The 25,040-nt window shown below is 60.3% G+C and carries 23 protein-coding genes; 11 read left to right on the forward strand and 12 right to left on the reverse strand.

What is annotated here, in order from left to right; translation table 11 throughout:
* Positions 1-49 precede the first annotated feature (49 nt).
* The 12 genes from BLU48_RS15410 to BLU48_RS15465 form a co-directional block, all read right to left on the reverse strand.
* On the reverse strand, positions 50-1,006 hold the full coding sequence (locus tag BLU48_RS15410; RefSeq protein WP_057023669.1) for a FecR family protein: 957 nt from the start codon (positions 1,004-1,006) through the stop codon (positions 50-52).
* Positions 1,003-1,512, reverse strand: a complete 510-nt coding sequence (locus tag BLU48_RS15415; protein WP_057023668.1) for a sigma-70 family RNA polymerase sigma factor — start codon at positions 1,510-1,512, stop codon at positions 1,003-1,005. The genes BLU48_RS15410 and BLU48_RS15415 overlap by 4 nt, the downstream gene beginning before the upstream one ends.
* A gap of 79 nt (positions 1,513-1,591) precedes the next feature.
* A complete protein-coding gene (locus tag BLU48_RS15420) occupies positions 1,592-2,785 on the reverse strand; it encodes an MFS transporter (protein WP_057023667.1) in 1,194 nt (397 codons plus the stop codon).
* Entirely contained in the window at positions 2,782-4,056 is a 1,275-nt protein-coding gene (locus BLU48_RS15425) for an MFS transporter (RefSeq protein ID WP_057023666.1), read from the reverse strand. The genes BLU48_RS15420 and BLU48_RS15425 overlap by 4 nt, the downstream gene beginning before the upstream one ends.
* Complete coding sequence (locus BLU48_RS15430; protein ID WP_057023665.1) at positions 4,053-5,126, reverse strand: LLM class flavin-dependent oxidoreductase; 1,074 nt, start codon at positions 5,124-5,126, stop codon at positions 4,053-4,055. The genes BLU48_RS15425 and BLU48_RS15430 overlap by 4 nt, the downstream gene beginning before the upstream one ends.
* Before the next feature lie 14 nt (positions 5,127-5,140).
* A complete protein-coding gene (locus tag BLU48_RS15435) occupies positions 5,141-7,801 on the reverse strand; it encodes a TonB-dependent receptor (protein ID WP_057023783.1) in 2,661 nt (886 codons plus the stop codon).
* 89 nt (positions 7,802-7,890) lie between these two features.
* Positions 7,891-8,745 carry a class I SAM-dependent methyltransferase gene (locus tag BLU48_RS15440; protein WP_057023664.1) on the reverse strand — a complete coding sequence of 285 codons (855 nt, stop codon included), beginning with the start codon at positions 8,743-8,745 and terminating at the stop codon, positions 7,891-7,893.
* Entirely contained in the window at positions 8,729-9,388 is a 660-nt protein-coding gene (locus BLU48_RS15445; RefSeq protein WP_057023663.1) for a hypothetical protein, read from the reverse strand. The genes BLU48_RS15440 and BLU48_RS15445 overlap by 17 nt, the downstream gene beginning before the upstream one ends.
* The gene (locus BLU48_RS15450) at positions 9,385-10,281 is read right to left on the reverse strand and encodes an alpha/beta fold hydrolase (RefSeq protein WP_138233638.1); all 897 of its coding nucleotides are present in this window, start codon (positions 10,279-10,281) and stop codon (positions 9,385-9,387) included. Before BLU48_RS15450 ends, BLU48_RS15445 begins: the two co-directional genes overlap by 4 nt.
* 14 nt (positions 10,282-10,295) lie before the next feature.
* Positions 10,296-10,805, reverse strand: a complete 510-nt coding sequence (locus BLU48_RS15455; RefSeq protein WP_057023661.1) for an aromatic-ring-hydroxylating dioxygenase subunit beta — start codon at positions 10,803-10,805, stop codon at positions 10,296-10,298.
* 30 nt (positions 10,806-10,835) lie between these two features.
* Positions 10,836-12,665: an asparagine synthase (glutamine-hydrolyzing) gene (gene asnB, locus BLU48_RS15460; RefSeq protein ID WP_057023660.1), complete on the reverse strand. Its 1,830-nt coding sequence runs from the start codon at positions 12,663-12,665 to the stop codon at positions 10,836-10,838.
* 90 nt (positions 12,666-12,755) lie between these two features.
* Entirely contained in the window at positions 12,756-14,027 is a 1,272-nt protein-coding gene (locus tag BLU48_RS15465) for an aromatic ring-hydroxylating oxygenase subunit alpha (protein WP_057023659.1), read from the reverse strand.
* Positions 14,028-14,547: 520 nt separating this feature from the next.
* Here BLU48_RS15465 and BLU48_RS15470 point away from each other — a divergent pair.
* The 11 genes from BLU48_RS15470 (at position 14,548) to BLU48_RS15520 (ending at position 24,272) form a co-directional block, all read left to right on the forward strand.
* A complete protein-coding gene (locus tag BLU48_RS15470) occupies positions 14,548-15,303 on the forward strand; it encodes a coiled-coil domain-containing protein (RefSeq protein WP_057023658.1) in 756 nt (251 codons plus the stop codon).
* Positions 15,304-15,412: 109 nt separating this feature from the next.
* A complete protein-coding gene (locus BLU48_RS15475) occupies positions 15,413-15,643 on the forward strand; it encodes an AlpA family transcriptional regulator (protein WP_057023657.1) in 231 nt (76 codons plus the stop codon).
* A gap of 4 nt (positions 15,644-15,647) precedes the next feature.
* Positions 15,648-16,520, forward strand: a complete 873-nt coding sequence (locus BLU48_RS15480; protein ID WP_057023656.1) for a ParA family protein — start codon at positions 15,648-15,650, stop codon at positions 16,518-16,520.
* 53 nt (positions 16,521-16,573) lie between these two features.
* Positions 16,574-16,783: a hypothetical protein gene (locus tag BLU48_RS15485; RefSeq protein ID WP_057023655.1), complete on the forward strand. Its 210-nt coding sequence runs from the start codon at positions 16,574-16,576 to the stop codon at positions 16,781-16,783.
* Between the two features lie 14 nt (positions 16,784-16,797).
* Positions 16,798-18,384, forward strand: coding sequence for a ParB family protein (locus BLU48_RS15490; protein ID WP_057023654.1), 1,587 nt, complete (start codon positions 16,798-16,800; stop codon positions 18,382-18,384).
* Complete coding sequence (locus BLU48_RS15495; RefSeq protein ID WP_057023653.1) at positions 18,381-18,929, forward strand: DUF2857 domain-containing protein; 549 nt, start codon at positions 18,381-18,383, stop codon at positions 18,927-18,929. The genes BLU48_RS15490 and BLU48_RS15495 overlap by 4 nt, the downstream gene beginning before the upstream one ends.
* Positions 18,926-20,116, forward strand: coding sequence for an STY4528 family pathogenicity island replication protein (locus tag BLU48_RS15500; RefSeq protein ID WP_057023652.1), 1,191 nt, complete (start codon positions 18,926-18,928; stop codon positions 20,114-20,116). Before BLU48_RS15495 ends, BLU48_RS15500 begins: the two co-directional genes overlap by 4 nt.
* A gap of 242 nt (positions 20,117-20,358) precedes the next feature.
* Positions 20,359-21,114 carry a PFL_4669 family integrating conjugative element protein gene (locus BLU48_RS15505; RefSeq protein ID WP_057023651.1) on the forward strand — a complete coding sequence of 252 codons (756 nt, stop codon included), beginning with the start codon at positions 20,359-20,361 and terminating at the stop codon, positions 21,112-21,114.
* Entirely contained in the window at positions 21,111-21,629 is a 519-nt protein-coding gene (locus BLU48_RS15510; protein WP_057023650.1) for a DUF3158 family protein, read from the forward strand. The genes BLU48_RS15505 and BLU48_RS15510 overlap by 4 nt, the downstream gene beginning before the upstream one ends.
* A complete protein-coding gene (locus tag BLU48_RS15515) occupies positions 21,626-22,081 on the forward strand; it encodes a single-stranded DNA-binding protein (RefSeq protein WP_082636670.1) in 456 nt (151 codons plus the stop codon). Before BLU48_RS15510 ends, BLU48_RS15515 begins: the two co-directional genes overlap by 4 nt.
* Before the next feature lie 223 nt (positions 22,082-22,304).
* Positions 22,305-24,272, forward strand: coding sequence for a DNA topoisomerase III (locus BLU48_RS15520; protein WP_057023648.1), 1,968 nt, complete (start codon positions 22,305-22,307; stop codon positions 24,270-24,272).
* The last annotated feature ends 768 nt before the right edge of the window (positions 24,273-25,040 follow it).

Genomic DNA, 25,040 nt, shown 5'->3' on the forward strand with positions numbered 1-25,040 from the left:
AAGATCACCTCGGGCCAGCATTCACCACCAAGGCAACCTAAGTGGGTTGCTATGAGGCAGTAATACTGACCCAATAATCGCTATACCGGCTGACCGCCACTGGCAGGCTGCGCTCCAGCATCTCAAGGGAGATGGGCATATCGTCCAGCGGGAACAGGCCGTTGACGCGAATTTTCGCAGCCTTGTCGTCGAGCATGACCACACCGGGCAGATAAGGCCTGAACGCCTCCGCGACCCAACTCAACGGCTTGTCATTGACTTCAAGCCAACCGCTGGCCCAGGAGCCTTCGCCCGGTTGCAGCGATGCCTCTGACAGCACGCCATGGGCATCGAACAGCAGGGAATGGGCGCCGGGCACCGCCACGTTCTCGCCATTGGGTAAACGCAGGAGCACATCGCCTTGCAAGGTCAGCAGACGGATACCCGCCCCCTCTTCTCCTACCTGCAACCGCCCCGCCTGGCTATGCACGACCCCGACCGCCGTCGCGATCTCGAAGGACGAAACAGTGTTCTCGACGATGTCCAGCAGCAGCGTGCCCTTGCGCAAGACCAACGCCCGCTGCTGGTCGAAAAAGCGCGGCAATACGCGGCTGCGGGCGTTGAGTTCCAAGCGGCTGCCGTCGTCCAGCTGCCAGTGTCGTCGCTCGCCGGTACCGGTCGCCCACTCACCAGGCAGCCCCATGCCCGATTGCAACCAGCGTCCGAACAGCCCGGCGCCCAGGGCAACCCCGAGCACGCCGAGGCTATTGCCGATAAATCGCCTTCGACTGGAAGGCTGCTCCAGGGCACGTAGTAAAGGCGTGCTGGTACGCCCGCGCCAGGGAGAGGCTTGAACGGCCTCCAGCCCTTTGAGCAACTGATCGAACACCTGGGCATGGCGTGGTGATTGCCCACGCCACCGCTCCAGGGCGCGTTGCTGCTGGCTGTCAAACGCGCCGGACTGAATTCGCGCCATCCATTCAATCGCCTCTTCCAGCACCGGGTCGTCGCGCTCGTCCGTGCTCATTCGGCCAGCCCCCGGTAGCAGCAGCGCAACGCCTCTTTCATCAACTGATGAATGCGCGCCTGAGACAACCCCACACGTTCACTGATCTGCAGGTAGGTCAGGCCCTCCAGTTGACTGAGCACGAACACCGTCTTGGCTTGCCCCGAGAGGCCGTCGAGCAGGCGGTCGATGGCTTGCAGGCTTTCGATGAGCATCCACTGTTCATGGGGCGAAGGGTGGACCTGATCCGGCGCCTCCGCCAGTACCTGCAGGTAGGCGCGCTCCAGATCCTTGCGCCGCCAGGTCTCGTACATCAGACGCTGGGCAATGGTCGCCAGCAGCGCCCTGGGCGAACGAATCGCCGCTGGATCCGGCAGCAACCAAACCTGCAGAAAGGCCTCCGCCGCCAAGTCCTCGGCGCTGTGGCTGCAACCGGTGTGGCGCGACAAGCGCCGGCACAACCAGCCGTAGTTCTGCTGGAACAGTTGAGCAATCAGCGTGCTCTTGAAAGGTGAAGGGCTATCCATATGCATTCAGTCACTTGAGACACCCCACGCCAACGGATACGACGGTAGTGAGCTTGCCAGGTTGAAGTTCTCTCGACGGTCAGTCGTTTTCCTGTGTTTTGGGCAGCCGTGCCGACCACCAGCCGCACCCGGCACCGCCGAGTACCAGGGCCGCTCCCAGCCACGGCAGCAGTTGAACGGAAAAATGATCCACCACACCGGCACCGAGGAACGCCCCCAGGGCCACGCCCAACTGGATTGCACTGGTGTTGAGGCTGATCTGCACGGCTGCGGTTTCGGGGTTGAGTTGCACCAGGTACTTCTGGATCGCGGGGCCCGGCGCCATGTTGAAAATGCACCAGGTCACCACCGCCACCAGCAGCGTCAGCAGGGAAATCGTCGCAAGGGGCAACAGGCTCATCGCCAGGGCATGCAACAGCAGAAACACCACGAACGTGCGTGGCCCGGGCCACCGGTCCGCCGCGCGTCCGCCCAGCACCGCGCCCACGATGCCACCGATACCGTAGACCAGCAGCACCAGGCTGATCACGGTTTTCGACAGGCCCATGCTGCGCACCAGAAACGGCACGATGTAGGTGTAAAGCGTGAATTGCCCGGTCATTTGCAACAGCGCCGCCCCATGGGCGAGAAAGACCTTGGCCCGCACCAGCTCCGCCCATTGCCGGGACGGCGCTATGCCGGGTGCGCCGGGAATATCCGGCAGCCACTGTGACACCAGCGGCACACTGAGCAACGCCACGCCCGCCAGCAGCAGGAACAGGCTGCGCCAACCCCAGTACTCGCCAATCAGCGTGCCCAGGGGCACCCCCAGCACCAACGACGCCACGATGCCGGCGAACACCAGGCCGATGGCCTGCCCGCTGCGATTGGCCGGCACCAGCGCCACAGCGACGGTGATGGCGACCACCACGGTGACCGAGGCACTGGCCGCCACCAGGAGCCGGCTGAGCAGCAACAGCATGAACGTCCCCGCCGCTGCCCCGGCCAGGTTGGCTAGCACAAACACCAGCAGCGCCACCAGCAACAGGCGTCGCCTGGACACCCTGGCGCTGAGGTAGATCAATACCGGACCGGCCAACGCATAGACCAGCGCATAGAGGCTCATCAACAAGCCGGCTTGCCCCTGGGTGACGCCGAATGTCTGGGCGAGCTGATCGAGAATCCCCGCCACCACCAATTCAACGGTGCCGACCACAAACGCCAGGACTGCCAGTAACCATACACCGGGCGCCAGGCGGTCGCGCTCGCTTGCGGCTTCCAATGCCTTACTCATGGCGGTGTTGCTCCCTTGTTTGATAAACCGGTGGCGGTGTAACGATAACGGCCCAGGCCCAACAGCAATACGGTAGCCACCGAGAAGGCCGCCAGCAGCACCTGACTCGATAAGCCGTAGCCGCCCGAGCGGTCATACATCACGCCCAACACATAGGTGCCCAGGCTGATCGCGATGGCAAATGTAAACGGCTGCACCGAACCATAGATCACGCTGAAGTGGCGCAAGCCAAAATACCGCGTCAGAAAATACTGGGTAGTGCCGGTTTCACCGCCAGCACCAAGGCCGATCAGGAACACCGCGGCCCACAGCCAGCCGTGCTGGCCGGCCTGAATCAACACCAGCATGCCCAACACCGCCAGCAATGCAAATGGCAGCGCCACCCGGGGGCTGTTGTAGCGGTCCAGTGCAAGCCCCAGCAGCGGTTGCGACACGATCATGCCCAGCCACAACGCCGACAGCACGTCTACGGCGTCTGAGCGTGTCAGGCCCTTCTCCACCAGTAAGGGCACGCCATGGATGATCACCCCAGTGACCGCAAACACCCCCAGCAGCAAATTTGCCAGAATCAACCAGAACGTTATCCCCGCCCAGGCTTGGCGCGGTGTGCTGCCCTCGGTCGGGCGCCGCCGGCTGGATGCAGACACCACCACAGGCCGCTCGCGAAACAGCCACCACAACAGGGGCAAGGCCACCAGCCCCTCAAGCAGGCCGTAGATCAAATAGGTGGTGCGCCATCCAAACGCCTCGATACACAGGTTGCCAGCATACAACGCCAGCGGACCACCGACACCGAAACCCAGGCCCAGCAACCCATAGGCGGCGCCCCGTCGATGATTGAACCAACCGCCGAGAATTCGCGCATAGGGAATGTTGCCCGGCGCCAGCAAACCCATCAGCAAAAACAACAGATACAACTGCCAATCGGCCCGTACCCAGGCAGTGCACGCCATGCACACCGCCAGCAGTGCCGTAAGCGGCAACACCAGCGCCCGCGCGCCCCAACGGTCCACAGCCCAGCCTTTGAACGGGCTACTCAGCGCCACCGCCAAGCCCAGCCAGGTCACCAGCAATGCCACGTGGCTGCGGTCCCAGTGCAATTCGGCGCTGATGGGGTCGATAAACAACGAGAAGCTGCTGATCACCAACCCGGTGGGGCCAACGATGACGCCGATGACACAGGCCAGCAGCACCCCCAGCGTCACCGGTGTGAACTCAGAAGCGCGTGGCTCGACCAGCGGTTCGGCCCGGCTGATGGACGTATCACTCATGAGGCCGCCCTCAGGCGCTCGATCAACTCGCGCCGCAACTGAATATCGAGCGCACTCTCGGTGGTGGCTTCCAATTGGACAATATCGATGCCAGCCTGATGAAACGCCAGGATGTCCGAGGCGACCTTGTCGATCGTCCCGACCCGCAGGCCGGCGAACGCGCGCTCGACCACTTCGACCGCCCATTGCTGACGCCTGGCCGGGCTCAACTGCCCGAGTAGCTCGCGTTCGTTGTCCCGCGCCAACTGAGGTGAGGCACTCAGTTCCGCAGCGGGGCGCGCCAATAACAAGCCCAGGGCTGCCTCACGCCACTTTCGCGCGGTGTCACGCGCCGCCTGTTCGGTCTCGCCGAGAATCACCTGGAAATGCTTCCAGAACTTCAAGGGGCGCCCATCGGCCAATGCCTGCAGTTTCACTTTCAGCTGATAGGTGGCCTCAGGGCTGCTGAAGCTGCCGGCGTAGATGTCGGCAAAGCGCACCGCCAGTTGCTGGGCACTGTCCGACGAACCACCGATGGATAAGGGCGGACGCGGCTGCTGCACCGCCGAAAAGCCGCTGCCGGCGTTCTCGAGCCGATAGAACTCGCCCGCATAATCGAAGGGCTCGGAACTGGCCAGGGTGCGGGTGAAGATATCCAGGTATTCGAAGGCTCGCCGATAGCGTTGCTCCTTGTCGGCAAAATCACCGTCGCGGCGCACATCGGCGTCGCTGGAGCCGATCACCACATGCACCGCCGCACGTCCCTGGGACAAACGGTCCAGGGTCGCCAGGGAGCGTGCCGCGACGGTGGGTTGAGTGACTCCTGGACGGTGGGCCACGGTCACCCGCAGTGTGTCGGTAGACGACAAGGCGTAACCGGCCACCAGCCAGGGGTCCGGCCACGCGCTGGCCACGGTCACCAAGGCACTGTCCAGGCCATCGGCCTCCTCCAACCGGGCTTTCTGCTGAATATCGAAGGGGCATACCGGGCGACTGCGCAGGTCGGGCAGGAAACGCCCGGCCTGGCGTTCAAACACCGTGTCACCGGCGACGGCACAGGCACGCACGCCGCCGCGCAATTCAATGGACATCGTGTTCACCTCCCCTAGAAGCTGTAGACCGCGTTCACGTAATAGAAAGCCCCGTTGAAGCTGATCTGCGAGGCATAGGTGTCGTAGTGGTTGAACCCCAGGTAAGCGCTTTCAGCGGGCAGTTTGTCGGGTTTGACGTCGAACACGTTGTTTGCACCCACGGCCAGCGACAGTTGGCGAGTCGCGGCGTAGCGCAACTCGATGTCGGTGAGGTACTTGGGGGAGTTCTCGAAATGGTTGAACTCGGTGGTGGAGTACGCATTGGGCCCGGTGTAATAGTCCAGTTCAGAGATGGTTTTGCTGTAGCGCGTCTCGCGTACGGTCAGGCCCCATTTATCGCGACTCCAATTGGCTTCCAGGGACACCTGGCTACGGGGTGTGGAACTGGTGATCCAGGCCTGTTGCTGATCGTTGAGCAGCGGCCGGCCGTCGCTGCCGATGTGGTTTTTCAGCAGCTTGGTGCGGTTGAAGTTGGCGCCCAGGCGCCAGTCGATCTGGCCCCAGCCGTCGAGCCGGGTCAGGTAGGTGGCCGTGATGTCGACACCGTGGGTGCGGGTGTCGGCGCCATTGGTCATGTAGTGAGTGCTTACCGAGGCCAGGCCCGACGGCACCGAAATGCCGCCGGCACGTAGCGCGTCGATGGCTTGCTGGCCCGAGTAGGTGCCGCCGTCGACGATACGGTCACGCAGGGTGATCTGGTACGCGTCGATGGCGATATTCAAGTCGCTCAGCGGGTTGAGCACCAACCCCAGGTTGTAGTTGATCGACTTCTCGGGCTTGAGGTCCTCGGCTCCCAGCATCTTGGCCGCCGCCGAGTTGGCGGCGAGCAACCCGGTGGCAATCGTCGGCGAGACCCCAAGGCTGGTATAGTTCTCCTGGGCCAGGGACGGCGCACGAAACCCGGAACTGACACTGGCCCGCAGGCCCACCTGGGGGTTGAAATCGTACCGGGTCGAGAGCTTGCCGTTGGTGGTACTGCCAAAGTCGCTGTAATGCTCGTAACGGGCCGCCGTCGCCACTTGCCATTGCTCGGTCAGGTGGGTGGAGAGGTCCAGGTAGCCGCCCAGCACGTCCCGCGTCCACTGCCCGGCAGTGGCGGGTGCCTGGCCGGGCAAGGCTTTGGAGCCGCCGTTGTAGTAGGAGTAGTAATCGCCGGCGCCAACCTTATACAGGTCGCGGCGCTGCTCCAGCCCCCAGGAAAAGTTCAGCGGCTTGGGCAGCAGCGCCACGTCGAAGGCACGGCGCAGGTCCAGGTTGTTGGCCCATTGGGTGACCTTGTATTCGGCCAGGTCAAACTTGCGCGGGGTGGTGCCGGTTTCGTTGTACAGCGCGAGGTTCACCGAGTGGTCCATTCCGATATCGGGCTTGTCGGCGCCGTAGGTGGAGCTCAGGTCCCAGTCCCAGTCACCGAACAGTTCCACGCCGCGCAGGCCGGCGGTGAGGGAATAGTCGTCCTCATCACTGGTGATGCGTGGCGTAAAGCCGTTGGGGTAAATGGTCGGCACCAGTGTGGGCAACTGGTAGATCTGCGCCGACGACACCGTGCGATGGGTGTAGGTCGCGAAGCTGTAGAAATCCAGCTGGTCGGTCAGCGCCGCCCCTGTGTTGAACGCCAGGGCCTGGCGATGCACGGCCGGGTCGCCAATGGAGGGGTTGCCGTAATGCCCGGTACGCTCGTCGATGCCGGCGCGGATCGTACTCTTTTGCTCGCGGAACTCGGCGCTGAGATTCAGATAGCCGGTCTCCCCCACCCGGTAGCCGTTGTTCACCGCCCCGCCCTGGGAAAAGCCGTCACCCGCGCCGTACTGGCCAGCGTTGTAAGAGACCAACCCGCCGTGGTCGGCCGAGCGCAGAATGATGTTGATCACCCCGGCAATGGCATCGGAGCCGTATTGGGCCGAGGCGCCGTCGCGCAGTACTTCGATGTGGTCGATGGCGGCCATGGGGATGGTATCCAGGTCGACCCCGGTGGAACCACTCTGCAAGCCGCCGCTGACGTTAATATTGGCCGTCTCGTGGCGACGCTTGCCATTGACCAGCACCAGTACATGGTTGGGGCTCAGGCCCCGCAGGGACTGCGCGTTGGTCAGCGCCGAAGCGTTGTAGGCCTGGGCCTGGCGCGACAACGAGGGCAATAACTTGATCAAGGCTTCGCGCACATTGTGGGTGCCGGTCTGGCGCAATTGCTCGTTGGAGACCACGTCAATCGGGCTCAGGCTGTCAGTGGCCTTGACGTCGGCCTGGCGAGTCCCGGTCACCACCACGGTGGCCAGGGTTCCCGCCGAGGTGGCGAGGGTTGAGGTGGTGGGCTGCGGCGCCTGGGAGGCCACCGTGTGCAAGGTCAATACGCCGGAGGCGTTGCGGCTGAAACCCAGGCCGCTGCCGCGCAAGGCTTGCTCCAGGGCCTGGTCCATGCTCAACGAGCCTTTGATGGCAGGCCCCGACAACCCCTGCACCCGCGCCTGATCAAACGAGATCGGCGTGCGGCTCTGGCGGACGATGCTCAGCAGCACCTGAGACAAATCCCCCGCCGGAATATCAAAAGACAACACCTGAACCTTGCCCGCCGGCGCGGCAGGTTGGGCCCAGAGGGGCTCAACCGCCATCAGGCAGGTAAAGCCCACAGCCCAGATCATGGGAGTACGGTGCAAACAGGATGGACGTTCAATGGACATCATCAACTTACCCTAAGGGAATCACGTACCTGTGAGTGCAAATGGCCCAGGGCTTTTTCAGCAGCGATCCAGACTGTTTATTCATAAGGTTATGCCCCACTTTTTTCCGCACGTCGTACACAGCGCCAGACGCTGACGGGGATGTCTGTCACATGCCCCTGGCGCGCCATGCGTTGTTCGGCGATGGCGCCCAGGCGGGCAAAGAACTCCTCGATTCGTTCCGGTGGCACCAACGGGCTGAAATAGGTGCCAAAGGTAGCGGCGTGAAAGCGCTGATATTCCTCGATGCTGTGGATCCGCAGCGCCGCCGAGCGACTGGCAATCGAACGCACCTGAAAATGGCGCTGCACCAGTGCTTCCAGCGCCACCCGTGGTCGGGTACGCATGCCCATCGGCAGTACCGCCGCTTCGGCGAAATGCGCCTGCACGTGCCCCGGCGTGACCAGTTTCATCGCCAGCAGTGCCTCGGCTACCAACTCATCCTCACCGCCCAACCCTTGCTGCGAAACGGGGTGATGAGACGTGAAGAGAAACACGCCCTGTTCACCCAGATGCCGTGCCACCCACTGGAACAACCTGTCCTCATGGGGATACAACCAATGCAGGACAGCAGTCATGCTTATCAGGTCAAAACGCTGCTCCAGCGCGGGCAGGTCCAGCAGGTCGCCCTGCTGCAACACCACCTCGGCCGGGACATGGCGTAATTGCTCGCGCGCCAGGTCCAGGCGCAACTGCGAACGCTCGATGCCCCACACCTGCTCCAGGCTCGGCCAGCGCTCCACGGCCCCCTGCAGCAGCGAACCGATGCCGCAACCCAGGTCGAGCAAACGTCTGGGCTGGATCTGTGCACGCCCCAGGACCCAGTCCTGGTCACGCAACTGCAAGAGTTGGCTGGAGGTTTCATAACCGGCCAGGGTACGGGCTTGCTCAATGATCGTGCTCATGCTCGACGACTCCTGCGTGAATGAGGCTTTCCTTGGTAATGGTCCATTCGCAGCCATGGCCCTGTTCGTCGGCCAGCAACGTCCAGCGGGCGTCACACCCCTTGGCATGGACCAGCGAAGACAGCAACTTGGTGCAATAGGTGCAAGCCGACTTCAAGGTGATTGGCACGCCGTTGGCTCGGGCACGCTCGCGGTAGTCCCAGATTCCGCAGTGGTGCACCTTGAACAGACTGGCGTCGGGGGCGACCTGGCGAATCTCGAAACGCGTGCCGTAGAGCGAAGCCTGTCGCCCCAGGCGTTCTGCCGCCGCAGCGGGTTCACCCTGGCCGGCAGGCTCCAGGGCGCGATACACCTGGCCGGTGGCGGCCGCCCAGGCATCCAGGTCGTAAAACTGCTTGCGCTGCACGATGAATTGTTCGATCAACGCCTGGGTGCGGAAAAACACCGCCTGCCACTCGGTACTGCCGGCGCCCAAGGCGGGCGGCAAGTCGCGGAAGATCCGCCCGGTGACGTCAACCCAGTCGGCGAGGTCCTGCGCCCGATGTTCCTGGATCAGGTAGGCCGTCATCGCGCTGTGGGCCTCAAACAGACGCTGACGCCACAGCGCACCTTGCTCGGCTGGCGTCAGGGGTGCCGCACTCATGGCTGCGCAACCTGATGCAGGAAGGGCAAGAGCTGCTCCAGTACCGCCTCGGGTGCTTCTTCGGCCAGCATATGGCTGGCCGCAATCGCCGCGCCCCGCACCTCCACGGCCCAGGATCGCCACACCGTCAACGGGTGGCTGGCCGCTGCGTAGGGACGGTCCTGCCACAGCACCAGCACCGGGCAGCGCAACTGGTGACCGGCGTCGCGGTCGGCCTGGTCGGCGGCGGCATCGGCGCCGGCTGCCGCCCGGTAGTCTTCGCACATCGCGTGCAATACCTCGGGACGGGCAAAAGCCTGGTGGTAACTTTCCAGCGCCTGCGGATGATAAATATCGCGCCCCTGAGCCATGCGCTGTAACGTCCAGTCAAGGAAATAGCCGGGGTTGGCACCGATCAGCCGCTCCGGCAGATCAAACGGCTGGGCCAGGAAAAACCAGTGGTAGGCGTTCAGGGCAAAGGCCTTGTTGACCCCCGCCCAGACATCCAGGATCGGCACCACTGTCAGCGACACCAGAGCACTCACCACCTGCGGGTGTTCCAGCGCCAAGCGATACGCCACCCGTGCGCCACGGTCATGGCCCACTACCGCGAACCGCGAAAACCCCAGCTTCTGCATGACGTCCAACTGATCCAGGGCCAGTGCGCTCTTGTCATAAGCGCCCGGAGCGTCAGCATCCAGGGCGCGGGATTCGCCGTAGCCGCGCAGGTCTGCCAGCACCACGGTGTAGTCCTCGGCCAGGCGCGGGGCAACGCGGTGCCAGGCTAGGTGGTTTTGCGGGTAACCGTGCAACAGCAACAGTGGCGGGCCACTGCCCTTGACCGCCACCTGAATCCGCGCACCGCGGGTGGTCAGGGTCGAGTACTCGAAACCGGGAAGCAATGAATGACTCATGAAGGGCTCCTGCCTCATAAAATGATGCTGATGCGCCGCTGGGCACTGATGGTTTCGTGGTCCAGGCGAATGTCGCGCTTGAGAATCCGCAAGCCACGAGGGCTGTCGTACAGCACATGGGTGGCCTCGCCGACGAAGTACCAGGTTTGCTGGTTGCGAAACTGGTGCACCACGAAGTTGCTTTTGATGGTCAACTGCTCGCCGTCCCTGGACTTGATCCGCACGTTGCTCACCAGCCGTCGGGTACGCGAAGGCGGCGTCTCCATCCAGCTATGGCCACTGAGCAGGCTGTCGACCCGCTCACGCAGGCGGCCGTAGTCATCGGCAATGATGAACAGGCTGTCGTGGGGCTCACCCTCAACCAGATGGCGTTGCAACGGCAGTACCCGGTACTGGGCGGGTTGATCGAACAGGCCGATCCAGGTTTCCAGCTCGCGGTTGTCCAGCAGCTCGGCTTCGCTGATCAGGAAGTCGCTGACCCGGGCCTGCAAGCTCGGGGCGCTGATGTTCAATGGAAGGCTCATGGGCATGTCCCCTGAAGGTTGAAGGCGGTGCTACAGGCGGATTTCCACCTGGTACAGGCGTAACCAGCGGTCCAGGTTCAGCAGGTAGGCCAAGCCGGCCGTGGGGCTGCTGGAGGCCCGGGGACTGGGCAGCGGCTGCTCCAGTTCGAGCAACTCACCCACCCGGCGCGTATCCACCAGGTCGAACACCGGCGAGTCGCCGTCAATCAGCAACTGCCTGAGCTGGCTGCGCAACAACGCCAGGTAGCGCGGGTCGGGATTGGCCGGAAAGCCGCTTTTCCTGCGCTCGACAATCGCTTCGGGCAATTCACCGCGCACGGCGTTACGCAACAGGCTCTTGCCCTCCCCGGCCACGCTCTTGATCGACCAGGGCACATTCCATACGTAGTCCACCAGGCGGTGATCGCAAAACGGCACCCGCACCTCCAGGCCCACCGCCATGCTGATGCGGTCCTTGCGGTCGAGCATCGCCGGCAACCAGCGCGTCAGCGCCAGGTACGTGACCTCGCGCTGTCGCCGCTCAACCGGGCTGTCTGCGGCCAGGTGCGGAACCTCCGCCAAAGCTTCCTGGTAACGCCTGGCCATGTACGCCTGCGGTGCAACTCGCTCGGCGACCTCGGGCCGCAGCAGTTCCCAAAGACCACTCTTGCCTGCCAGCCAAGGAAACCCGCAAAAATCCAGGGCCTGCTGGTCGTGAAAAAACGGATAACCGCCGAACACCTCGTCCGCCGACTCCCCCGAGAGCGCCACCGTGGTGTGCTCGCGCACCTGTTGGAACAGCAGGTACAGCGAGCTGTCCAGCTCTCCCCAACCCGGCAGGTCCCGGGCACGCAGTACCGCGTCTTCCTGCTCCAGCACCTGTTCGGGTGCGACCGCCAAGGTGGTGTGCGGCGTACCCAGCGCTGCGGATGCCAACTGCGCGAAAGGTTCGTCCCAACTGCTTTGCCACGGGGTTGGGGTAAAGCCTTCACCACCGCCGGTAAAGTCCACCGAAAAGGTCGGCAACGAGCGCCCTTCACGCCCCAGCGCCTGAGCGGCATAGGCGCTGATGGCGCTGGAATCCAGGCCGCCGGAAAGCAGGCTGCCCAGGGGTACATCCGCCACCAATTGTTCCTCGACCACCTGGCGCAACAAGCTGGCAACCTGCCGGGCAGTGTCGGCCGGGCTGTCACTGTGAGGCTCGGCCGTCAGCGACCAATAGACAAGGTCCTGTCGCCCGTTGGCATCGAACCTCAAGGCATGGCCAGGCTTGAGCTGATAAAAACCCTGGTAGATCCCGTGGCCAGGCGTGGGCGCGGTACTCAGCGCAAACAGCTCGGCAACCCCACTGGCATCCAGCACCGGGCGTACCTGGGGATGGGCAAGGATGGCCTTGGGCTCGGAGCCGAACAGCACGCCGGTGCCGGTGGCAAAGTAATACAGCGGCTTGACACCAAAACGGTCGCGTACCAGCCACAGGCTTTGGTCCCGTTCATCCCACAGGGCAAAGGCGAAAATCCCGGTCAACCGGGCGAACGCGTGCTCGCCCCATTGCAGGTAGGCACGCAGCACCACTTCAGTGTCCGAACGGGTGGTGAAGGCCTGCCCCAGCGCCTGCAGTTCTTCGCGCAAGGCCAGGTAGTTGTAGACTTCTCCGCTGTAGGTCAGCACCACTTCGTTGCTGGCGTCGGCCATGGGTTGGGCGCCATGGGCCAGATCAATGATCGACAGGCGCCGATGCCCCAGCAGCGCGTGGGGCGCCACCCATATCCCTTCGGCATCCGGGCCCCGCAGCGCCAGGGTGCGCGTCATGTTTTCGATCACCTCGCGCTGGGGGCGCAGGTCTTGGGTCCAATCGGTCCATCCGGCAATTCCGCACATGAATAATGCCCTTGCAGTGCCCGATATTCCCCACGTAGCCCAAGCTCGGTGCGCGTGGAAGATCTGCCAGGAGTCGGTGATAGTGACTGGCTAAACAGCGATGGCCAGTTGGCGCAGAGGGATCTGTTGCCCGAGGCGACGGCTCCATTCACGCCAGAAACTGCGGTTTTGTTCTTCATCGGTGTGGCGCTGGGTGCCTGGCCCCATGCCCCGGGAAAAATCACTGTAGCCCAGGGCACTGTGGGCATAGGCCCGCTGGCAGGACTCAAGGATTTCCACATCATCCGGGGTGCCGAAGCCGCCCGGGCCAATAAAGGAGATCAGGCCGTTGATCCGCGCTGCCCGCTCCTCTCGGCTCTCGTTGCTGAACCCCGCGCCCCATACGGTGACATTGACCTGGGTAGCGGAGACGGGGAAAAAGGTGCGGATGTTCAGGCCCAGGATGTCGTTGATCACCAGGTTGGGAAAGATGAACAGGCTCTTGTTGGTGTGGGCGATGGTCTGCGCCCGCGCCAGTCCGAAGCGCTGTACCAAGTGCTCGAATTTGTCGGCAATCGGCGCTTTCAGTGCCTCGGGAAACAACGGGCTCCAATAGGCAATCGGCCGGCCCGTGGAGGGTGGCCCGCTCATGATCAAGCCGTGCCCGTTGCCCAGGGACAAACCTTCGCCGGTACGCTTGTGGGACGCCGGATCGGTGCCCAGGCTGTTGAGGTATTCGAGGTAACGCTTGTGGGCGAACGGCAGGTGGTAGGCATCAACACCGTTCTCGGCGAGCAACTTCCAGTTGCCTTGAATGGCATGGTCAAACGCGCCGGGGATTATTTCCAGGGAGGATTCGGACTGGTCGAGGATCAGGTCGATGTAGTCGACAGCCTGCCCGAGGTAGTCCTCCAGGGTGTTCTGCGTGCGGGCAAAGTGGATGAACACAAAACCCTTGTAGACGGAGTGCTTGATGCGGGTCAGCGACAGGTCGAGGTTGCATTGGCCGTGATGCTCGTAGGCTGCCTTGTCAGGCTGGCCGATCAGCGAGCCAGCGGTGTCGTAGGTCCAGCCGTGGTAAGGACAGTTAAAACGCTGGGTATTGCCCTGAGGCTCGGAACATACCCGCGCGCCCCGGTGCGAACAGGCATTGAGGAACACCGCAAGTTCACCGTTGCCCTGACGCTGGAAGATCAGGTTGCGCCCGCCCACGTCACGGGTAAGGAAGTCCCCGGCCGCTGGCACCTCGCTGAGGTGGGCCAGATACAACCAACTCTTGTCGAAGACCGCTTCGAGTTCTTGCTGATAAACCTGGGGGGAAACATAAGCCTGTCGATTGACTTTGAAATAACTAAGATTATCGGTCTCTATAAATCCATTCACGTCACGCCCTCCCTTGCTGTTTCGATAGAACTTATAAAAACCTAACACAACAAACCCGGCGACAACTATAACGATTGACCATTAGCTCATAACTGAAAGCCGCAGGCATAAGCACTGAAAAAATAAATCTAAGGCGACAGTAAAAAAATCCAGGAGCTATTGCACTCATAGAGGGATTCATTGCACTTAGCAAAAACTAAAGCCGTCACTGACCACTCACTAGTTCCCCCACAGATAACAACAACGCAAAATTGCATTATCCAGGAAATAAATAGTAATTTTCGGTTATGCGACGACGTGAGCGTTTGTCTAGATTTTCCTTCGCGCACCGAGCTCAAGCCATTAGTTCGCTAACTGCTGGGATCGGCGAATGCACGCGCTGGGTATTTATCCCTAACGACTGCCAAGCCGCGACTTGCATGAACAAATTCACACTGGTAGCAACCACGGAAGCCTATTTCATCGCGTAAGGCATTCAGACCTCCCGTAGCGGACCACCCTTCTATTAGAGGCCACCTCTATGAACGAAGCTAGTAGAGTGACTCCAACTGAAAAGCTGTTCTACAGGCCCATCGAAGCCGCAATACGTTGGAGTAATTTAACTGCTCATGAGTCCGTGATCCTCGAGTTCGCATGGGGCCATCCCGATCGCCTAAGCAATGAGTTTCCGCAGTGGCCGTGCCTGCACGCGAACTTCTGGAAGATTCTGGATGCCATTCGAAATCGTGAGATTCCGTACGGAGCCTTGGGTATTACGGTCACTCCAGGCACACCTGTCGACTTCAGGCTCCTGACCATCCGACATTCAGATTTAAAGCGCTGGATGTCTATGTACCACCCTGATCAACGACCATCTTTTCTTTTCGGCCCACCGCTAATCAGTCAGGAAACAATCCACAACCACACGTACTTGACCTTACAAGCCGATCGAGATGCCCTACAGGTACAGCTAAAAGCTAGCGACGCGAAACTCCAAACTTTGACTGATGAGTTGAAAGCTGCAGGACTGGAGCGCGAACAGCTTCGCGAGCTCGCCGAAAACAAACTCCAACTTAGTGAAGACAGCAAGGAAACTTTACTTAACATTATCGGCGCGCTGGTCGAAACCATCTTAGGTTCCACCAGCACCGGTAGACGGCACTCCGTTTTCGACAGTCAAGCTTCTCTCGTCGACTCAATTACCGCGCACTACGGCGGCGTAAAGGGTCTGAGCAAACGCACACTAGACGGAAAGTTTGCGGCCGGCAGACGCAACCTTGCAAAGGCTAAAAAGTGAGGGTTGCACTGCAATCACTTCAATTGCACTGCAATGACTACTCCCGCTTTCTACTATTGAATCCAGGTCACTTCCCACCCGATGCCATACGGCGCTAGGAGTGACCAACATGCTTAATCAATCTTTCTCTACGGCTGATGCACCTAATCCTCAGGTCGAGCGCCATATCATGCGCCGTGATGAGGTGGAGCGAAAAACCGGATTCAAGCGCGCTCACATCTACAACCTGATGAAGGAAGGTAAGTTCCCTAAAGCTAAACGTATTGGACTGCGTGCAGTCGGATGGGACTCGCTGGAAATCGAGCAATGGATCACCGAACGTTTGGTGCAAGAGGGCTGATGGTATGCGTGTGATATCGATTGTTTCGACCAAAGGAGCTGTCGGCAAAACCACTGTAGCGGCCAATCTTGCCGGTCTGCTAGTGGATGCGGGCCTCCGTGTGCTGCTACTTGATCTGGACAGCCAACCCACCCTCTCCAGCTATTACGCATTGAATCAAAAAGCGTCTGCGGGGACGTACGAGTTTATAGCACTCAATCAGACATCTCCTGCACAGATTATTTCCAAAACAGAGGTCAAAGGTCTCGACTTGATTATCTCCAATGACGATCAAGGTCGGTTGAGCACATTACTGCTGCATGCCCCCGACTGTCGGCTGCGGCTGCGAAATTTACTTGACCAATTCGGCGCCAGCTATGACCTTCTTTTGATCGACACCCAAGGCGCACGCAGCGTGCTTCTGGAGATGGCCACGCTGGCCTCCGATCTTGCCCTCTCGCCCGTCACTCCGGAAATGCTCGCCGCACGCGAGCTGCATCGCGGCATCCTAAAGCTGCTGAGTGAACTAGAACCGTTTCGTCACTTGGGCATAACAACACCATCGCTGCGACTGCTGCTTAACCAAGTAAACGCACGGTGGAAGGATACCCAGATGATCATTCGGGGTCTGCGCGAAACCCTCATTAAAACACCCAACATATCAATCCTATATACCCTAATTCCAGATCGGGTGGCGTACCTCAACGCCGCATCTCTTGGACTTCCAGTACACCGAATGGAGAGTCGCCAGTCACCCGGACGACGTTCGTCATCAACGCTAGAAACCATGCGAGCGTTGGCCGCCGAGCTGTTCCCGGAATGGCGTTCGGCAATCTACACGGTAAACAGAGTCTCGGTGATTCAATCAGGCGACTCGTCGCGCGAGTGTTCTCGATAGCCGTTTAGGTTAATCGATCTTGATGCCAACAGCGTTTGGCAAGGAGTCTGTTGATGTTGTATCAGCTTCCCATCATCGTTCCACCGTCCACTCAACCACACCACCCACCTTGTGAGGAGTACTGCACCGTGGTCTTTCGCCTGCAGGGTGGGCGCTCGGCCATGGGCTGGTTCCTCGCAGAACTCTCCCGACATTTCGAAGGTTCGGGCACTGCCGAGATCGTCAAGTTCGAGGTCGGTGACCATTTGCGCAACCGGCGTTAACTGAGGTTGTTCAGATGAAGAAGCTGAGTCAGGAGCAGATCACCGACAAGCTGCACCAGGACCACTTCCCTCGGGGCCCGGAGCTGGAGCGGCTGTCCGATCCACTCATCGACACGCCCATGCTGGTCACGCTGGAGCAGTTGCGGCCCTACGAACACAACCCGCGCTTCATCCGTAATCCGCTGTACGACGACATCAAGGTGTCGATCCGTGAGCGCGGACTGGATCAACCGCCACCGATTACCCGCCGCCCGGGCGAAACCTATTTCATCATCCGCAACGGGGGTAATACGCGCTTGGCGATTCTCGGCGAGCTGTGGCAGGAAACCCGCGACGAGCGCTTCTTTCGCATTCATTGCCTGTTCCGACCTTGGACCAATGAGCTCACCGCCCTACTCGGCCATCTGGCTGAAAGCGATCTGCACGGCCAACTCACCTTCATCGAACGGGCTCTGGCGGTAGCCAAGCTCAAAACCATGCTCGAAGCAGAGGGAGCGGTGCTCTCGCAACGCGAGTTGGCACGACATCTTGCCGCTGGAGGCTATCCGATTTCGCAGTCGCACATCAGCCGAATGCTGGACACCCTCGAACACTTATTGCCCGCCATTCCACAAACCCTGTATGCCGGGTTGGGCAAGCCCCAGATCGAACGCCTGATCGGCCTACGTAGCCAGGTTGAACGAACCTGGAACCGTTATCCAACCGCCACCGTTGCGTTCGCTGAATTTTGGCTCGAGACCCTGGGTTACTTCGATGCCGAGCCCGAGTCCTTCGATCTTGAGCAAATCCAGGACGAACTGCTCGAACGTATGAGCCGCTTGCTCGGACAGTCCTACCGTATGTTGGCCTTGGAGCTGAGCGATACCCAACGGGTCATCTCGACGCCTGGCGTTGCAGTCACCACGCCCTCGGAAAACAGTCATCTGCCGAACGATAATGAAGCCGCGGCAGGACCTCTCTCCTCCGAGTCCCGCCCTCAATCAACTGAGACCTGGACCCAGACCGAAACAGCGCGAGAGGAACTGCTCACACCGCCTGAAACGAATGTCGAATCAGCGGTCAGCCCTCCGTCACGCGTTCAACAGATTCGCGAACAGATCAATCACGAGACCGCCACCGAAACAGCACCGACCTTCGAGGCCTGCTCGACCGACGACATCTGGACCATTGCACCAGCACTAAATACCCCCGAACAACTGCGTTTAGCCATTGCCGGACTGGCGCGGGAAATGGCGACCTATGCCGGACATCCCGAGAGCATCATCGATCAGCAGCTTGGCTTGGGTTTCACTCTGAACATCGAGCGACTTGATCTTGCCGCGCCTCGCGCGACCGGCGTTCACCTAATGCTCCTGGCCCTGTTGCGCGCTCAAGACGACGTGAACTGGGAGGATCGCAAGCAACTGCCCTCAGCCCTGTTCGGCCAACTGTTGTTGGGCATCTATCAACTCCCCCTGACAGATCGTCCAGCTGTGGATGTGGGACTGGAGCGACTGCCCGACAGCCTGTTAATCAAACTGTATCGCCTGATCCGCCTAGCCCGTCGCCTGATCGACTTAACACTTCCCCCTGAAGACGACTCACCGAAGGAGCTGCCATGAACCTGTCCTTCAATGTGCTCAACCATGCCATGCTGACCCAGGTGCTCCACGAGTTGAGGCTGGGTAACCTGCAACGCTGTAAGGCACTCGGACTGGGTGAGGACGACATCTACCTGTTGCAATCCTTACCACCCACCACGCTGTCGCGCCTGGCCCATGCCACCGTAACCTGGGTTGAGGTCAAGATTGACTCGCCGGTGCTACATCGATTGATCGAGCAAGCCGAACGCGACGAGCAGAACGAACGTTTGATCAACCGAGCGCTCAAGCTAGGCGCCAGCAGCACCATCATGTATCAGTGCTTCGGCTTGGCGCATTCGGAAACCGCCCTGCGTCGACGTCTGCTCAAGATAGAAACCCGTAAGGGCCGTCCTCAGCATTTGAGCGAAGCGCAGGAACATGCACTCTGGCAGCGATGGTGCCAGCTACGCTCTCAGGACGGTACCGAGGATCAGCTCGACGCCATGATGATGCTGGCCGAAGAACAACAGATCAGCTTGACCATCGTTTGGCAGCAGATTGACCAGTACAGCAATGGAACATGAACACTGCCCCCTCCAGTCGCTGGCAGCGTGTCCTGCAGCAATGCACCCAGCAGCTGAGTGAACGCTGGCCCGCACGCCCTACCACCGAACAACCGTCCAACCAGGTTCTACAGGCTGGCTTTTTGTTCAGTGGCCAATCTCACGAAGTCGTGCCACGTCGGCTGCTGTTGGATCATCGGCTGACGCCATTGGAACGTAATGCCTGGCAGGTGTTCCGACTCATGCTGCAAGGCCAGGGCGTGGTCACACCGCGCTATGAGGATTTGCAGCCTTACCTCTCGAGCGTGCCGTATGGCGCGCAAGCCTCCCGTGAAACCATCGCTCGCGTCTTAACGATGCTCAGACTGACGCGCTGGCTCAGCTTGGTAAGTCGCGGTCGCGACCAAGTTAGCGGGCGCCTGCAAGGTTCTCTGTACGTCCTGCACGATGAGCCGTTAACCCCCGCCGAAGCCATGGAACTGGATCAAGATTACCTGGAGTTGGTCGGACATTGCCTCAGTCATAGCACCAAGGCGGTGCGCATTGTCGCTCAGCATGTTCTGGAAGAAATTCGCCAGGACACCCGTATCGATTTAGGTCAGCTACCCACACGGCTCGAGAGCTGGGAAGATCACTGGATACAGCAAGGATTGGATCAGGCAACCGACTCCGCGGTGCATGATTCCGAACTGGGTGGCGATCACCGCGTTCGGAATCGTGCAGGCCCTCGTTCGGATTCCGAACCGGGCTTGAACACCAGTGTTTCCGGCGTAGTTCGGAATCAGAACGCCGCCTGTACTGTATTAAAAGAAAGTACTTGTACTGTACCCCGCGCGACCCAAGCGGTGGATAACCTGCTCTGGCCCGATTCGCTGCACCTGAGTCCAAGCGAGCGTCAGGCCGTCGCCATTGCGCTGAACAAGCTCAAACCAGCGGATCGTCAGGCGGTGCTCAACGAAGCGGGCGCACGCTGTACGGCAGGAGGTATCCGCAAACCAGCGGCGTATCTGATGGGCCTAATCCAGCGCGCACTGAAAGGCGACTTTCGGCCTTGGGCGGGTCAGACAGAGCCCTCACCCGTTGCAGAACCGCCCCCAACGGCACCGTCACGCCCATCCCGAAAACAGGGCGAACCCGCCTCCGCCCTCGCCCAAGCGTGTCTGAATGAGCTACGCCAACTGTGCGGCAAACGCTCTGGACATCAGTAGATTTGATGCCAGTGGCATCAAATCTACTGAGCTCTACTGTGAAATCGCAAAGGGCCGAATCTGCGCAATCCGACCGATACAGCCATCGCCATCCCTGGAAATGATGCCACTGGCATCACTCACGAACGCCTCCGAAATTAACCCTCTCACACCAAACCGAACAGACCGCATTCAGCTTTTTGGCTGCCCTTGACCCTCATCTGTCGCAACGTTCCTGTCCAAGCGAATGCGAGGACAACACCGTGCCCGATCACTATCAACTCAATCTGGGTTCATTGCGCAGCAGCATCACCCTGACCCTGCACACCCACCACGCCGCCCGTATCTGGCAAGGTCGGGCCGCACGTGAAGGCGTCCACTCGATCATGGGCATGGCCGGCTACATCAGTGTCACCAACCTGATCAAACAAACCGCGGCCCAGGACGATCCCTATGCCGACTGGGCCATCGTGCAACTCGAAGAAAAACTGATGCAGGCCAAGGCTGGGATGCTGGAACTGACCCAACAGCTGGACCGAATCAGACAGGACCTGCCGACACAGATCGACATGGGCGACAACCTCAACATCCACCCCGTCACCTTGCCGTTGTACATCGGCAGCCAGCTGGGTTTTCTGGCGGTCTACCTGCTGACCGACTACGACACTCTGGTGCGCCGGACCCTATTGGCTCATCACACCGCCCTGATCGGCCGCATCGACATGGAAGCCTGGATCGACGACGGTGCCCATCTGCTGCGCAGCCTGTTCGGCCAGGCACAGCGCTATCGACATTCTGGCGTCACCCGCGACGACATGGCGGCGAACAACGCCCGTGCTATTGCGGCCATCGAGAAAATGGGTTTACCCCCGATGGACATTCTAGAGGGGCATCGCCGCTCCCAGTTCGCGCCGCCAATCACTCGCCGTGGTGCGGTGGCAGTGGATGACGCCGACGCGTTGGCAGAGGACGCAGGAGCATCGTCTGCGTCAGTGAGTGAACCGGAGGACGAAGCATGAATCCGATGATCCCGGCTCAACCAATGCCCTTCGTAGCGTTAACACCGGATGCCTATCGACAACTCGAACATGCATCCTCCCTAAAAGGCCTTTTAAAACCTTTTAAGGGTAAGGGGGAGTTGGAGCACTTGGCGCAGGTAGCGAGGGAAATCGAGGCGCAGTTATGTCACCTGATGGAGGCTGTGGTGCAGCAAGCCGGACAGCCCCCTTACTCGCTGCTGGACATTCGTTTAGTGCTGCAGAACACCAGCGCAGGCAGCACCTTTTTGCGTTGGCGCACCCGTGACTTCGCCCGTATGGGCGTAGCGGTCTGGGAACGCCAGGTCTGCAACAATGCCCTGCCACAGGCCATACGGGAGAGATTGCACCGTTTCGAATGCGAGCGCATTGCACTGAACCTACAGATGAGTGTGGTGCATTCGCTCTACCGCCAGGCCACGACCTGTGCGATCAAAATGGCCAGCGCCGAACGGCTGCTGCGCCAGTTCACACCCGCAGCGGAGGTATCACGATGAGTACTTTTTTCGTCGGCGAAGGCAATATCGGCAGTGCGCCAGAGTTCCAGGAGTTTCCATCAGGCAATGACGAGCCCCGGCGTTTGCTACGGCTGAATGTGTACTTCGACAACCCCGTACCACGGGAGGGCAACTATGAAGATCGAGGCGGCTATTGGGCCCCGGTTGAGCTCTGGCATCGAGAGGCCGAACACTGGAGCACGCTGTATCAGAAAGGCATGCGGGTGCTGGTCGAAGGTCGTACGGTACGCGACGAGTGGGAGGACAGCGAAGATAACGCACGAGTAACCTTCAAGATCGAGGCCCGTCGAGTCGGTGTCCTGCCCCACCGGGTGCACAGTGTGGTCATGCGGGAGCGCTCCAGTGAACCGACGGCTTCTCAAAATACAGAGCAGGCCAGTTCACCGGCGTCGAAACCTAAGAAACGCAGAGGGCCGCCACCGTCGACCTGACAGACATCAGGCATAAAAATTGCGCCTTTGCGCGAAGTTGCCGACCAGTTATTACTCGCTGTTCGTGAAAACCCGCCCTGTTACCCACCCTACAAGGTAGCAGCCTCGGCCCATTCAAAGCTGCCCTCACCGACTAATATGAGGAACCTGCCATTCAGGTTTCTCATATCTCGCCCCTGCTACTTCGAACAACGCTGCTCCGAACCCAATCCGGAGCAGTTCTATGCGTCTCTTCCTCTGCGAGAAACCGTCCCAGGGTCGTGACATCGCCAAGGTGCTCGGAGCCAGCCGGCGTGGTGACGGTTGCCTGATCGGCACCGACTCAACCGTCACCTGGTGTATCGGTCACCTGCTGGAGACGGCCCCACCTGAAGCTTATGGTGCTCAGTACAAATCCTGGTCGCTGGATCATCTACCGATCACTCCCGTGCAGTGGCAGGTCGAGGTCAAACCCAAGACCGCCGCGCAGTTCAAAATCATCAAACGCCTGCTGAGTGAAGCCTCAAGTGTTGTCATCGCGACCGACGCCGATCGCGAAGGTGAAATGATCGCCCGCGAACTGCTGGAACTCTGCAGGTATCGAGGCCCCGTTCAGCGCCTCTGGTTGTCCGCCCTCAATGAGGCGTCGATTCGCAAAGCATTGTCCTCGCTGAAGTCTGGTCAGGAGACCCTCCCGCTCTATCACTCAGCCCTCGCCCGCAGCCGTGCTGACTGGCTGATCGGCATGAACCTGAGTCGCTTGTTTACCCTCCTCGGTCGGCGGGCAGGCTACGACGGAGTGCTGTCGGTTGGACGCGTACAGACACCCACTTTACGCCTAGTGGTCGATCGGGATCGTGCGATTGCCAGCTTCGTCTCGGTACCCTACTGGGAAGTGGATGTGCACCTGTCCTCAACGGGCCAACAATTCATTGCGTCGTGGCAACCACCAAGGTTAGGACGAGATGAGGCCGGTCGTTGCCTGCAGCAGGCGCTTGCCAGTCAAACGATCCAAGCGATCTCTTGCGGTAAGACCGCCACAGTACTCTCGCTGCAGACTGAGCATTCCCGAGAACCGCCGCCCCTGCCCTTCGACCTGAGCACGTTGCAGGAAGTCTGCTCGCGTAAGCTGGGGCTCGGCGTCCAGGAAACCCTGAACATCGCCCAAGCCCTGTATGAAACCCACAAAGCCACCACCTACCCGCGCAGCGATTGCCGCTATTTGCCAGAGAGTATGTTCAACGAGGCACCCGCAGTATTCGACGCCCTGCTCAAAACGGATTCGGCACTCAGACCTGCATTCGGGAGCCTCGATCGATCATTGCGCTCCCGCGTATGGAACGATGCCAAGGTCACCGCGCACCACGGCATCATTCCCACCACCGAGCCCGCAAACCTGGCGCGGATGTCCGAACAAGAGCGCCAAGTCTACGAACTGATTCGTAGCCACTACCTCGTGCAATTTCTGCCGCATCATGAGTTTGATCGAACCCAGGTCGAACTGGAGTGTGGCGGAGAACGATTGATGGCTGTTGGCAAACAGATCCTGATTCAGGGCTGGAAAGACTTGCTCTACGACGCTGCGGAGGCGGATGAGCCCAGTCAAAAGTCGCAAGTATTGCCCGCCTTGCAACAAGGCACGCAGTGCGCAGTGGACGACGTCGAACTCAAATCCATGCGCACCGCAGCTCCCAAACCTCTCACCGAGGGCGATCTGATCAAGGCGATGAAAAACGTCGCCAAGCTGGTCAACGACCCACGCCTGAAACAGAAACTTCGGGACACCACCGGTATCGGTACTGAAGCCACGCGAGCCGGCATTATCAAAGGGTTGATTGATCGCGGTTATTTACTGAAGAAAAAACGCGCCTTGATGGCCACCGCCGCGGCCCATACCCTGATCGAGGCGGTACCGGCAGCAGTCGCAGATCCGGGTATGACCGCAATCTGGGAACAGGCGCTGGACGAAATCGAAGCGGGACGCCTGACCCTGGATGCGTTCGTTGCCAAGCAGGCGAACTGGATTGCGCAGCTGGTCGCAAACTGCCGCTCGCTCACTTTGGCAATAGCGCTCGAAACGAGCCCAGGCTGCCCCATGTGCAACGCCTCAATGCTCAAACGAAAGGGCAAATCAGGGCCGTTCTGGTCATGCTCCCGCTATCCGGATTGCAAGGGCACTGTGTCGATCAGTAAAGATACGCGTCGCTCATGATGTTCCATGGGACGATCACCATGAGAATGGTGCGTTCTCTGCCTTGACGTCGTCCCACCCTCTCTGCTGTAGTACCTTAGGATCATCGCCAACGGCGACCCAAGACCGATTTGCTCCGGGTAGCTCGGTCGAACTCTTCGAGTTCGGAGCCTTCTCTTCTGCGGAATTTCATTCCCGTTTTTTGCTCGACCTGATTGTGGTGGCGGATGACCACTGCTGCCTTTACCCGGCAACAGCGGTCATCCGCTTCGGCGATCGTATTCAGTCCCGGAGCCCGCCGGGGAAACACTGGGCACCCTTTGTGCGCGGATGCGTGCCAGCAGGTACCGACCCAGGCCACGACAAGGGTCGGTTGGCGGATCATGGCGCAGTTCAACCAAGTGTTGCGAGGCGCTTGTCGACTGCGTCAGACCGCCTAAGGTGGCTTTTCTATTCTTCGCCTGGCACCCAGCCAGGCCCACTCTTCACTTTCTTCAGTCCAGTAATTTCCAATGTATTCCGGCCATAAAAAATCGGCTTGCGGCGTCTTGACGCTCCCCTGTGACAGGCTTATACAAAGGGCGTGGTTCGCTGTCATTGACAGCCCAGCCCAGGTAGCTTGAACCTTCAAGGCTACGCCACGCTTGTGGTGGTTTACCCAAGTGCAATCAGCGTTCGGAAGCTTGCACGATTACCGCTTCAGCGGTGATGAATGCCGACTACTCCATGCCTGCGGATCACCACCGCAGACGCTCCTCTGCTGCACTGCTATTCCCCCAGACGCATCGT

This window comes from Pseudomonas synxantha (assembly GCF_900105675.1).
GTDB lineage: Bacteria > Pseudomonadota > Gammaproteobacteria > Pseudomonadales > Pseudomonadaceae > Aquipseudomonas > Aquipseudomonas synxantha.

Coding starts and splice junctions, on each gene's coding strand:
- BLU48_RS15410 (WP_057023669.1), bottom strand. CDS start 1,006: ATGAGCACGGACGAGCGCGACGACCCGGTGCTGGAAGAGGCGATTGAA.
- BLU48_RS15415 (WP_057023668.1), bottom strand. CDS start 1,512: ATGGATAGCCCTTCACCTTTCAAGAGCACGCTGATTGCTCAACTGTTC.
- BLU48_RS15420 (WP_057023667.1), bottom strand. CDS start 2,785: ATGAGTAAGGCATTGGAAGCCGCAAGCGAGCGCGACCGCCTGGCGCCC.
- BLU48_RS15425 (WP_057023666.1), bottom strand. CDS start 4,056: ATGAGTGATACGTCCATCAGCCGGGCCGAACCGCTGGTCGAGCCACGC.
- BLU48_RS15430 (WP_057023665.1), bottom strand. CDS start 5,126: ATGTCCATTGAATTGCGCGGCGGCGTGCGTGCCTGTGCCGTCGCCGGT.
- BLU48_RS15435 (WP_057023783.1), bottom strand. CDS start 7,801: ATGTCCATTGAACGTCCATCCTGTTTGCACCGTACTCCCATGATCTGG.
- BLU48_RS15440 (WP_057023664.1), bottom strand. CDS start 8,745: ATGAGCACGATCATTGAGCAAGCCCGTACCCTGGCCGGTTATGAAACC.
- BLU48_RS15445 (WP_057023663.1), bottom strand. CDS start 9,388: ATGAGTGCGGCACCCCTGACGCCAGCCGAGCAAGGTGCGCTGTGGCGT.
- BLU48_RS15450 (WP_138233638.1), bottom strand. CDS start 10,281: ATGAGTCATTCATTGCTTCCCGGTTTCGAGTACTCGACCCTGACCACC.
- BLU48_RS15455 (WP_057023661.1), bottom strand. CDS start 10,805: ATGAGCCTTCCATTGAACATCAGCGCCCCGAGCTTGCAGGCCCGGGTC.
- asnB (WP_057023660.1), bottom strand. CDS start 12,665: ATGTGCGGAATTGCCGGATGGACCGATTGGACCCAAGACCTGCGCCCC.
- BLU48_RS15470 (WP_057023658.1), top strand. CDS start 14,548: ATGAACGAAGCTAGTAGAGTGACTCCAACTGAAAAGCTGTTCTACAGG.
- BLU48_RS15475 (WP_057023657.1), top strand. CDS start 15,413: ATGCTTAATCAATCTTTCTCTACGGCTGATGCACCTAATCCTCAGGTC.
- BLU48_RS15480 (WP_057023656.1), top strand. CDS start 15,648: ATGCGTGTGATATCGATTGTTTCGACCAAAGGAGCTGTCGGCAAAACC.
- BLU48_RS15485 (WP_057023655.1), top strand. CDS start 16,574: ATGTTGTATCAGCTTCCCATCATCGTTCCACCGTCCACTCAACCACAC.
- BLU48_RS15490 (WP_057023654.1), top strand. CDS start 16,798: ATGAAGAAGCTGAGTCAGGAGCAGATCACCGACAAGCTGCACCAGGAC.
- BLU48_RS15495 (WP_057023653.1), top strand. CDS start 18,381: ATGAACCTGTCCTTCAATGTGCTCAACCATGCCATGCTGACCCAGGTG.
- BLU48_RS15500 (WP_057023652.1), top strand. CDS start 18,926: ATGAACACTGCCCCCTCCAGTCGCTGGCAGCGTGTCCTGCAGCAATGC.
- BLU48_RS15510 (WP_057023650.1), top strand. CDS start 21,111: ATGAATCCGATGATCCCGGCTCAACCAATGCCCTTCGTAGCGTTAACA.
- BLU48_RS15515 (WP_082636670.1), top strand. CDS start 21,626: ATGAGTACTTTTTTCGTCGGCGAAGGCAATATCGGCAGTGCGCCAGAG.
- BLU48_RS15520 (WP_057023648.1), top strand. CDS start 22,305: ATGCGTCTCTTCCTCTGCGAGAAACCGTCCCAGGGTCGTGACATCGCC.